The organism is Mycoplasma sp. P36-A1, from assembly GCF_049478495.1.
Taxonomy (GTDB): domain Bacteria; phylum Bacillota_I; class Bacilli_A; order JAJDGJ01; family JAJDGJ01; genus P36-A1.
In genome coordinates this window covers 1,364,739-1,377,025 of record NZ_CP168083.1, presented here as the reverse complement: position 1 = coordinate 1,377,025, position 12,287 = coordinate 1,364,739, and the positions used below count along the sequence as shown (strand labels likewise).

The 12,287-nt window shown below is 26.7% G+C and carries 7 protein-coding genes; 4 read left to right on the top strand and 3 right to left on the bottom strand.

The window, feature by feature from the left end:
- Positions 1-716: 716 nt before the first annotated feature.
- Positions 717-2,357: a M20/M25/M40 family metallo-hydrolase gene (locus tag ACD762_RS06700; RefSeq protein WP_423363205.1), complete on the bottom strand. Its 1,641-nt coding sequence runs from the start codon at positions 2,355-2,357 to the stop codon at positions 717-719.
- Positions 2,358-2,585: 228 nt separating this feature from the next.
- On the opposite strand from ACD762_RS06700, the gene ACD762_RS06695 reads away from it, so the two are divergent.
- The gene (locus ACD762_RS06695; RefSeq protein ID WP_423363204.1) at positions 2,586-4,799 is read left to right on the top strand and encodes a S8 family serine peptidase; all 2,214 of its coding nucleotides are present in this window, start codon (positions 2,586-2,588) and stop codon (positions 4,797-4,799) included.
- Positions 4,800-4,865: 66 nt separating this feature from the next.
- Here ACD762_RS06695 and ACD762_RS06690 read toward each other — a convergent pair whose 3' ends face one another.
- Positions 4,866-5,549, bottom strand: coding sequence for a DUF3800 domain-containing protein (locus ACD762_RS06690; protein WP_423363203.1), 684 nt, complete (start codon positions 5,547-5,549; stop codon positions 4,866-4,868).
- Positions 5,550-5,768: 219 nt separating this feature from the next.
- Between ACD762_RS06690 and ACD762_RS06685 the strand changes: the two genes are divergently transcribed.
- The 3 genes from ACD762_RS06685 to parC all read left to right on the top strand — a co-directional run bounded on the left by ACD762_RS06685 (position 5,769) and on the right by parC (position 10,789).
- A complete protein-coding gene (locus tag ACD762_RS06685; RefSeq protein WP_423363202.1) occupies positions 5,769-6,116 on the top strand; it encodes a DUF2200 domain-containing protein in 348 nt (115 codons plus the stop codon).
- Between the two features lie 207 nt (positions 6,117-6,323).
- On the top strand, positions 6,324-8,270 hold the full coding sequence (gene parE, locus ACD762_RS06680) for a DNA topoisomerase IV subunit B (protein ID WP_423363201.1): 1,947 nt from the start codon (positions 6,324-6,326) through the stop codon (positions 8,268-8,270).
- The gene (gene parC, locus ACD762_RS06675; protein WP_423363200.1) at positions 8,270-10,789 is read left to right on the top strand and encodes a DNA topoisomerase IV subunit A; all 2,520 of its coding nucleotides are present in this window, start codon (positions 8,270-8,272) and stop codon (positions 10,787-10,789) included. Before parE ends, parC begins: the two co-directional genes overlap by 1 nt.
- Positions 10,790-10,918: 129 nt before the next feature.
- Here the strand turns inward: parC and ACD762_RS06670 are convergent, their stop codons facing one another.
- Complete coding sequence (locus ACD762_RS06670) at positions 10,919-12,199, bottom strand: ISL3 family transposase (RefSeq protein WP_423363199.1); 1,281 nt, start codon at positions 12,197-12,199, stop codon at positions 10,919-10,921.
- Positions 12,200-12,287 lie beyond the last annotated feature (88 nt).

Here is a 12,287-nt window from a genome sequence, read left to right as displayed (position 1 = left end):
TAAAAGCAGATGTTAGGAGATATAAAAAATGGATCCATTTAATTGAATCCATTTTTTATGAGTGCCATTCAGTATATCTAACTAGTGGAAGTCAGCTAAGTTCATAGTAAGAAAGTAGTCAATGGTACTGAATGACGTAATCTTTGATAGTGAAGGTAGTTGGTATGTACTTGAATAGATCTAGGTGTAGAAGAATGAGCAGCGCGATGAGATTAACTGGGAAACTAGTAATTAAAGAAAATATCAAACTGGCAATAAAGAGAGTTAAAAGTAATAAAGGCGCACCTGGTATTGATAATATGAAGGTGGATAAACTATTCTAAGATTAGAAGCATAAAAGGGTATCTAGATAAATTGGGATAATGGTTAAGACTTTTATTACGATTAATCATCATGAAATAAGGTAATAAAACAACATGAATCTATATCAATTTCATGAAATTGAATAAACTACAAAAGTGTAACTTAGTGATGAAAAAATATATTAAGTGGCTAATTCAAAATTAGGACTATATCATCAATACGGAATGCATGGGGTTAATTTTCTACTAAACCTAAACATCTTATCTATAAAAAAAGGATAGGCCAGGTTTGGTCTATCCTCTTTAATAATATCTAAGTCGTTTGTGAATAATATAAATGTATTATCGTATAAAAGACTTGTACTACGGTGTAATGGAAGAAGGCAAAAGTGTAATTACTTTTCTTCTACCATATTATAAATTATTAAATAAATTTTCAATTAGCTTTTTAAGAACTACAGGTACTACTTCAAATGAGTAATCAACTAGTATTCTTTCAGTATATTTATGTGGGTCACGTCCATGAGGTCCATAGTTAATTACCGGCACATTTATTTTAGAAATATCATCTAAAGGTAAAGTATATGTTTTATCTAAAGTAGGCATATTCGGTTTTAAATATGCTAAAACATCTTCAGCATCTTCTAATGCAAAATAACTTAAATCACATAAACCTTGGAAATAGTTACATTGTTTAATATCAACACCAAATTTTTCTTTTGCATAAGCAATTGTTTCAGTGCTTGCAGCAATAACAGCCTTATGGTTAGGTTTAGAATCATCTAAGCTAACATGTGGATAGTAAGGTGGTGCAAAGAAAACTATAACTTTTGGATTTTTATTACTTGATATCTCTTGCATATATTGGATTAATGAACAAGTTAAATCTCTTTCATCTAATTGTTTTTGTTGAAGTTCTTCTATTTTTGTAGTTAATAGTTCATCAATATTACTAAATTCATTTTTAACTTCATCATAAAAATCAGCATATGTATAAACTTGAGGATTTAAATTTAGTGGAACTAATGGTAGATTAGATAATTCTTTAAATTCTTTATTCATCTCTAATACAAATTCATATGATTCATTGATAGCATCAGTTGCAATTTTAACGCATTTTTCCATATATATTTTTGGAGAATCTTTAAATGTTTGTAAATTATAGTAAATATGTCCTGATAATGGTGTTTGAACATTATATAAACGTTTATGATCTTCCATTTTTAGACTAGTAGGAGGTAGAGTAACTTCTTTTCCAACTTTTTCACAAAAATCTAAATTAAGTTCCATACGTTTAACAATATTAGCTAATATCAAATGAGTATTTAAACCAGCTAAAGACTCACCAACATGAGTTTCCTTTCCTAAAACAAAGAAACCAGCAAGTAATTTTCCAACTGTACCTAAATACATGTATTTATTATCATCATTAGGATAAGATGCAAAATCAGGTTCAGTATCTAATGCTGCAATAGGAACTAAGTCGAATTCTTCGACCATTTTAGCAACTTCACAAACTGCTGCAAGAACACCTTCAGAGTTAGTTTCTTCGTCCCCAACAAAAGAAATTAACAAATTACCATCAAATGAATCGCTATTAGAATAGTATTCTAAGTTTTGCATATGTAAAGCTACACCAGCTTTCATGTCCATTACTCCACGTCCAAATAAATATTCACCAGAAGCTAAATCTTCCTTAGAAGCTGGGTCTAAATTTAATCTACCAATCTGCTTAGTATATTCATCAGGGTTTAAAATATAATCTTTTAAAATACCAGCATCATCAATACCAACAGTGTCAAAATGACCAACACCTAATAATGTATTTTTAGAAGTACCTTTACTCATTAAAGCAACAACAGCTTTTCTTTCAAAGTTTCCTTTTACATCAACTAATCTTAAATGATCAGGATTATTTTTATAGTACTCTAAATTAGAAAGTTGTTCAAAGACATACTTTGCAGCATTCACCTCATCAACAGTAGCTGATATACTTTTAATTGCTACTAATTCTTTCATTAAAGCTAATAACTCTTCTTTTGTCTGCCATTTCATAAATAATTTCTCCTTATCGTATATATTTTCTTAATATGTTTATAAACATATCACTCATAGATATACTGTAACATATAAATGATTGAAATAAAAATATAAAAGCAATAAATAAGTAAAGATAAAATCAACTATATATTAATAGAATATTAAGAATTAAACAAAGTTAATTCGTATTTTGTATTTAAAGTTAATGTTATAATATTGTTAATATAAGTTGGAGGAAAGACAATGAAACATAACCGTATATTAACATTAATAGTATTATTGCTAATGATATTATGTCCAATAAAACTAAGTGCCTTAGATACAGACTTATTTTACGACTCATTAATAATTGAATTAGAAGATGGAATAACAAATGAACAAGAAGTCGAAGAAGAAATAAATGATGAAACAAACAATAGTGTAGAAGAAACTATAGAAATAGATGTTGAAGATGCTGAACTAGTAGAAATAATATTAGAAGATAATACAGATTTAGACAAGACAATAAAGGAATTAGAACAACTAGATACAATAAAAAGTGTAAACCCTAATTTTAAATATAAAATTAATAATTATATGACTAGTTCAACTTGCTCGATAAATAATACTTGGCATTTAAGTAGTAATTACATGAACTACAATTTATTGAGCAATGATTATAGTGGTCATAATTGGGTAGAAGTAGGTATACTTGATACAGGAGTTAATGCTTCTCATAAAGAGTTAAAAGGTTTGGTAAGTTCAAAAAGTTATGATTTTACCAAAAATTCAAAAAAAATAGTTGATAAAGATGGTCATGGTAGCCATGTTGCAAGTACTATTGGTGGTAAAAACATCGGTTTAAATAGAACAACTAAAATAGTATCATATCGAGTTTTAGATGATGATGGATATGGTAGCACTGCAAATCTAATCAGAGCTATAAACAAAGCAAAGAATGATAATATTAAAGTATTAAATCTTTCACTAGGTATTAATTATGCAAGTGGAATTGATAAACTACTCTATAATTCAATTGCTAATTATAATGGTTTAGTAGTAGCTGCTGCAGGAAACTCAAATAGTAAAAATATTGACTATCCAGCAGGCTTTAATCTACCAAATATTATATCTGTTAATTCAATAAGTAAAAATGATAATAGATCATGGTATAGTAACTATAATGCTAAAACAGTAGATATTGCTGGTTATGGAGAAAATATATGTGCTGCAAATGGTAAAAACAATAATGGTTATATTCAAAGTTCAGGAACAAGTATGTCAACACCTATGATTTCAGGCACTGCAGCTAATCTACTATCAATAAAGCCAAACTTATCATATCAATTGATGAAAAATGCGATTCTGGACAACTCTACTAAAATAAAGGCACTATCTTCAAGTAATTTAATGTCATCAAAAGTAGATATGGTTGAATCAGCTAGAGAAATTCAATATGTTAATACTAATATATTTAACTATGCAAAACATACTGCTTTTATAAGTAAAGGAAGTTTATACTTATATGGAGCAAACGACTATGGACAATTAGGAACAGGCAATAAAACAAATAGAACTAAAACAAATGCTCATAAAGTAAGCTTACCATCTAATCAAAAAGTATCAAAATATTATATAACTAGAAAGAATACATTTATTGTTACAAATACTGGAAATGTTTATGTAACTGGTGCTAATGATATAGGTCAGATAAATAATAGTGGAAAAGCTACAACAAAATTTACTAAATATCGAAAACTCAGCAGCAAACATAAAATAACTGCAATGGACTTTCGACTTTTAAATGGAAAATACAATGAAAATAATATAAAATACATATTAAAACAGGGAAAAAATGAAACATATTATAAAGTGGGTTCAAATGTTAAAAGATATAATTCAAATAAAACATATAAAACTAAAACACCAATATATGTAATATTTAAAAATAATGTAAGAGCATCAACATCATATTACACAAACTCATACAAATTAAACAAAAAAGAGACGTGGACATATTCTAGTAAAAGAACTTTAACTAAAAGGACTTTTTATGTAGCATCCAACAAAAAAAGAACACTTACATCATATTGGTATAAAAATAATAAAATATCAAGAAAACAAATTCAAACAAGAAATACAAAAAATAAAAGAATTAAAACATATGACTTAACTTATACAGTTAAGAAAGTAAAAGGATCTAATGTTTATAAAGCTTATCGTAATAAAAGACAAATCAAGAATTATAAAAACGGAACCTTAACTAAGAATACGATTACAAAATACAATAATGTTGGAAAAAGAAAAGCTAATTCAAAATCTAAATCTTATTTAGAAATAAGAACTTATAAAAAGGGTAGACTTAGATTAAGAACAAGAAGACAATATAATAAAAAGGGTAAACTAAGTAAAAGAGGTACTAGAGTTACATACACAAACAAAAGAAAAAAGGCAAATTATAATTATAAATTTGCCTAAATAAACATAAAGATAGGACTAATAAAAAGGATAATAAAATCTAAACTATAGTCCTTTTTTTGTTACCTAAGGTAAATATAGTTTAACATCTAATTTATTATTGATATCATCATATTTATTAAGTAAGAAATCACTTCTAATACTACCAACTAATAAATCAGAAGCTTGTATTAAATAATGATATTTAGAGTTTACATAATTGATATCATAATCAATATTACTTGTAATAATACTATCAACACTAGCTAATACTTCATTTAAATTATAACCTAAATTTAAACTATGAGGCATATTATCAATATCAATTGCTAAATTTAAACGATTATTACAATCAATATTATGATTGTTTAACTCATGCTCAATAACTTTAACAACGATTCTTTTCATAATATATTCTCTAAATTTAAGCTTAAACCCCTTCTCAAGTTTAAAAACCTGCTTTAATTTAGAAACATCAACAATAACAGCATAAGTAGAACAATGTTTAAATATTAGTTCTAATAATAACTGACGATGCCTTGACTCAATATTATAATTTTTAATTTCAGGACACTTTTTGTAACTACAACAACAAATATTTTTATATTGCCTACAATAATGATGTTTAATACTATCAATAATTTCAAAATATTCTTTCAAAAATTTTTTTTGCTTATTTAAATCATTAAACCATATACCACCATAAACTGAACATTTATCCTTTTTATTAATTAATCCTGATTCATCCATGAACATATTTATAACTTGCACTTAATTATTTCCTTTCTTTTATATAGAATAATATAATATGATTAGTTAATATATTTATTGAAATAACATAATATAAAAATAAAATATACCTAATTATGTAAACGTAACTTAGATAATACAGAAACAGTTAAAAAGCTACGATTAATAACAAACTTTTTTAGTTTAATCTTTGTAAATATAGTAATATGTTGATTATAATATAAATAAAGGAGATTGATTATGAGACATAAAATTGAAAATGTAAGCTTTAAAGATATATATCAAATGTATATTAATAAAGTAGAAAAGAAAAATCATACTAAGCAAGAGCTAGACCAAATAATAATTTGGTTAACAGGATATAATCAAAAAGAGCTAGAAAATATCATAACAAGCAAGGAAACAATGCAAACTTTTTTTAATAAGGCTCCTTTAATAAATCCAAATGCTAAATTAATTAAAGGTGTTATTTGTGGCCATAGAGTAGAATTGATTGAAGATGAACTTATGCAAAAAATTAGATGGTTAGACAAGTTAGTTGATGAACTAGCAAAAGGTAAAAAAATTGATAAAATATTAAGAAAATAAAATAAAATTAGAATTTCTAACATACAAGCAAATATGTTAGTTTTTTATTGTAAATAGTTATTAATATATTTAAAAGTCAATGATTATTGAGCTTTAAAATAGTATATAACAAATCTTAGATATAAAAATTATAAAATGACTTGAAATAAAATCATTCTAGATTATTAATAATTCTAATGTTATAATGTATAAGTTAGGAGTGATCAAATGGCAAAGAAAAAATATGATGAATCAACTATCCAAATATTAGAAGGGTTAGAAGCAGTTAGAAAAAGACCTGGAATGTATGTAGGTAGCACGGATTCTCGTGGATTACATCATTTAGTATGGGAAATAGTTGATAATGCAATAGATGAATCACTTGCAGGTTATGGAGATCATATTAGTGTAATTTTAAACAAAGATAATTCAGTTACAGTAATAGATAAAGGGCGTGGTGTACCTACAGGAGTTCACTCAACAGGAAAATCAACACCAGAAGTAATTTTTACAATATTACATGCCGGAGGTAAATTTGGACAAGAGGGTGGATATCAAACATCTGGAGGTTTACACGGTGTTGGATCAAGTGTTGTTAATGCACTTTCAAAAGCAATGCAAGTTACCATTGAAAGAGATGGTTCAATATATGAAATTAGTTTTGAAGATGGAGGTAAAGTTGCTAAACCATTAGAAGTAGTTGGTAAATCAAAAGAAACAGGTACGACAATCACCTTTTGGCCTGATGATAGTATTTTCTCAACAACTAAATTTAGCTTCACAACTATATCAGAAAGACTAAGAGAAAGTGCCTTTTTACTAAAAGGACTTAAAATAGAGTTAACTGATAATCGTCTAGATGAAGTGAAACATGAACTATATCATTATGATAATGGTATAGAAAGCTTTGTAACTTTTTTAAATGAAGACAAAGAAACATTTGGTGATACAGTCTATTTTGAAAATGTTGAAAATGAAATAAATATTGAAATTTCATTCCAATATAATGAAGGCTATTCAGAAAATATTTTATCTTTTGTAAACAATGTTAAAACTATAGATGGTGGAACACATGAAGTAGGTTTTAAAACGGGGCTTACAAAAGTATTTAATGAGTATGCTAAAGAACAAAAATTATTAAAAGAAAAAGATAAAAATCTTGAAGGTAGTGATATAAGAGAAGGTATAACAGCAATTATATCAATAAGAGTACCAGAAAGACTACTAGAATTTGAAGGACAAACTAAATCAAAATTAGGTACGCCTATAGCTAGAAGTAGTGTAGAAAGTACTATATATGAGAAAATGTATTTCTATTTAGAAGAAAATAAAGAATTTGCACATAAACTAGTAAAAAAAGCAATAAAAGCTTCTCAAGCAAGAGAAGCTGCTAGAAAAGCAAGAGAAGACAGTCGAAAAGGTAAAGATGGAGTAAAAAGTAGAATATTAGGTGGAAAATTAACACCGGCTCAATCTAAGAATTATGAAAAAAATGAGTTATTTATTGTCGAAGGTGATTCTGCAGGTGGAAGTGCTAAACAAGGAAGAGACCGTAAGTATCAAGCTATATTACCTTTAAGAGGAAAAGTAATAAATACTCAAAAAGCAAAGTTTGAAGAAATAATGAAAAATGAAGAAATTGCTACACTTGTCTACACTATTGGTGGAGGAGTTGGTAATGATTTTAGTGCAACAGACATAAACTATGGAAAAATAATTATTATGACCGATGCAGATACAGATGGAGCTCACATACAAGTATTGTTATTAACATTCTTCTACAGATATATGAAAGACTTATTTATGCAAGAAAAAGTCTATCTAGCTATGCCACCACTGTACAAATATAATAAAAAGAATGGTAAAAATAGCATTCTAGAATATGCTTTTGATGATGATGAATTAAATGAAATTATTGAAAGAAATGGTAAAGGCGAAATACAAAGATATAAAGGTTTAGGAGAGATGAATGCTTCTCAACTTTGGGATACAACAATGGATCCTGAACATCGCCAACTAATAAAAATAACTATTGAAGATATGGCAATTGTAGATAAAAGAATTACAACTTTAATGGGTGATAAAGTAGAACCAAGAAGAGAATGGATAGAAGAAAATGTTAGTTTCACAATGGAAGATGAGTATGCTAACATGATTAAAGGAGAGCTTAAATAATGAAAGATAATGATAAAAATATTATAGTAAAAGCTCTAGAAGATGTAGTAGGAGATGGCTTTGGTAGATACTCTAAATATATAATACAAGATAGAGCAATTCCCGATGCTAGAGATGGTTTAAAGCCAGTTCAAAGAAGAATATTATATGCTATGCATAAAGAAGGTAATGTTTCAACCAAAGCATATCGTAAATCAGCAAAATCAGTAGGGGTAATAATTGGTAATTATCACCCACATGGAGATAGTAGTGTTTACGATGCAATGGTTAGATTATCACAATCTTGGAAATTAAATTACACTCTAGTAGATATGCATGGTAACAATGGATCAGTAGATGGGGATTCAGCTGCAGCAATGCGTTATACTGAAGCAAGATTGTCACAAGTTAGTGCACTTTTATTACAAGATGTTGAAAAAAATACAGTACCTTTTGCACCAAACTTTGATGATACAGAACTAGAACCAGTAGTACTACCAGCTTATTTTCCCAATTTACTAGTAAATGGAAGCACAGGAATATCTGCTGGTTATGCAACTGACATACCACCACATAACTTAGCAGAATCAATAGATGCTGTAATCTATCGAATGAAAAAGCCAAAATGTCCTTTAGATGATTTGTTAGAAATAGTAAAAGGCCCTGACTTTCCAACAGGAGCTACAATTCAAGGAAAAGAACAAATAAAAAAAGCATATGAAACTGGAAAAGGTCGAGTAGTAGTTAGATCAAAAGTAGAAGTTAAACCAGTAAAAAATATTAAAGTAATAACAATATCACAACTACCTTATGAAGTTAATAAAGCAGAGTTAGTTAAAAAAATAGAAGAAATAAAATATGATAAAATAATTGATGGCATAATAGCAGTAAGAGATGAATCAGATAGAAATGGATTAAGTGTAGTAATAGAATTAAAAAAAGATGCAAACGAAACAACAATTCTAAACTATTTATATAAAACAACAAATTTACAGGTATATTATAACTTTAATATGGTTGCAATCGTTAACAAAACTCCAAAACTATTAGGACTAATTGGAATGCTAGATGCATATATTGAACATCAAAGAGAAGTATTAACAAATTATTCATTATATGAATTAGATACAGCAAACGCTAGAATGCATATAGTAGAAGGATTAATGAAGGCAGTAGATGTAATTGATAAAATTATAGTTATAATTAGAGCAAGTAAGAATAGATCAGAATCTATTACAAATTTAATAACAGAATTTGCTTTTACAGAAAAACAAGCTAGTGCAATAGTAGACTTAAGACTATATCGTTTAAGCAATACAGATGTTATAGTACTACAAGAAGAACAACTAAAATTACAAACATATATTGAATATTTAACAGATATTTTAGATAATGCAAAATCATTAGATAAAGTAATAATAGATCGAATGAAAAAAATAAAAAAAGATTTTGCTGAACCAAGAAAAACAATGATTATAGATGAAATAGAAGATATAAACATAACTAAAGAACAACTAATACAAGAAACAGAAGTAATGATCTCAGTATCAAAAGATGGTTATATTAAAAGATCTAGTTTAAGATCATACTCATCTAGTAATGATGCAATTATTAGAAAAGAAGATGATTTTGTCATAGCTATAACAAAAGCAACAACTCTAAATAAATTATTAGTATTCTTTGATAATGGATATTATGCATATATTCCTGTTTATGAGATAATGGAAACAAAATGGAAAGACTTTGGTAGACATATAAACAACTATGTATCAGGTTTAACTGATGCTAAAGTATTAACAGCAATGATAGTAGATAGTTTTAAATCAGATGCAACCATAGTTAGTGTAACCGAAAATGGTCAAGTAAAACAAAGTAAATTTAGTGATTTTGAAGTATCTAGATATACAAAAGCAATTAAGTATAATAATCTAAAAAAAGAAGACAAAGTTGTTTCTGTGTTCAGTGCAAGTATGTTAGATGACATAATTATGATGAGTAAAAAAGGATATACATTGAGATATCCATTAAACTCAGTATCAATAACAGGTCTTAAAAGTGCTGGAGTAAAAGGTATCAAGTTAGATAATGATCAACTAGTCTCAGCAGTTGGTACTGAATCATTTTCACAAAATCAACTATTTATGATCTTTGAAAATGGAAGCACAAAAAGAATTAGAGTCGAAGAAATAGCTATATCAACAAGAGCTAATAAAGGAACTTTAAGTGTAAAGAACAAGAAAACTAACCCAGACCTTTTAACAAAACTATTCTCAATTAATGATAATGAACAAATATTTGTTTGTGATTCAGGCTTTAATGTTGAAATGATAGAAGCATTTGATACAAAATTAAGTCATGGACATGAAGGAATAAAGAAAAGTATTAAGTTAAAAGATGGTTTAATTATTATAGAGGCATGTATAATACATGATTTACTGCATATACCTCTTATAGTAGAACAAACAAAACAATTTTTAGAAGATTCAAAATATGAAGAATTCACACCAGAACAATTAAGTATTTTTGAAGAAAATGAATAAAAAATAATATTGAAAAAAGATGTAGTGCATTGATTTGGCTCTTTGTCAAATAGGGTGGAATTTTACAATTTGATACATGAGTTAGAACAGGATATAACAGAAATGTTGTATCCTTTTTTTATGCTTTTTCTATACAATTAATAATTCTTGTATTATTATTCTAGTTTTTAATCTTTCAAATCTTCTAAACCCGCAAGATATTGTTTTTAACTTCTTGAATTTAGATATTGTACCTTCTATTATTCCATTATTATACTCAACATCGAAACTATCTTTAATATATTCAAAATACTTAATAAAGGTAGATATACAAGTTTTAATTTTATCTGAAGCTAATTTATTAGGCTGATCAATTGTTTTCTTAAACATTTCCATATTATTGTATTTTAAAGAAAATAGTAAATCTTGATATATTTCATAATTATTTTTAAAGTCCTCATTATTTTCGATTAAATAATTTAGAATTGCTTTATTGTTTGTGAACTTATAATTAAAGGTTGCATGCTTAAACATCACTTCTGAAAGATTCTCTTTTAACTGTAATATAGGTTTCCAAAAATTTTTGAACTTATTTCTGTTTTTTTCATCTGCATTCATAATTGCAACTCTAGTTTTATTAAAGGCTCTAGTTAAATTCTGATAAATATGAAATCTATCTAATATTATTTTAGCATTAGTAAAGACATTTTTAATGATTTCAATATAAGGTGTATACATATCAATTACAATATATTCAACATTATCAATAGCTTCTTTTGTATAGTAGCTAAAATAGTTCTCTAAGTAAGCTTTTTGTCTGTTTTCTACGATATCTAGTAGCTTTCTTTTTTCACCATCCATAATAACAAAGGACATATTGCCATCAGCATCTTTAGTAGATTTAAACTCATCAAAATGAAGTACTTTTGGTAAATAGGATTTAATAGTAGTAGATTTAGCAGCCTCTGCATAAGTATCTAATACTCTAAAAACAGAATGTGTAGATACATTATGATCTTTAGCAATATAAGTACAAGTAAGCATATTAGTTAATTTAAGAGCAATAAGATATTTAACTTTATTAGAAATAAAACATCCAGGATTTGTTAGAGTATTAGCAGGAATAAAAGTTTTATTACATTCCATACATTTGTAACGAGTTTTAGTAAGCTTTAAATAAGCATCAAAACCAGAAACCATAGGTAATTTAATAAGAGATACTTTTTTATTATGTACATAAAATTTATTATGAACTTTATTACATTTAGGACAAACATTATCATTAAAAAATAGAATTCCATAAAATACTTTAGAAATATTATCTTTAATTTTTTCATCTTGAAATTTATATATATTAATATTGGAGTCATTAATTCCAATAATTTCTTTTAATTCTTTATTGTTTTTATTAATTATGTTATTATTAATCATGACATTTATCTCCTTAATTTATTTTAGTCGCTTAAATTATAACAAAGATAAATGTCTTTTTCTTTATATTAACAATTTAAGGGTGGAT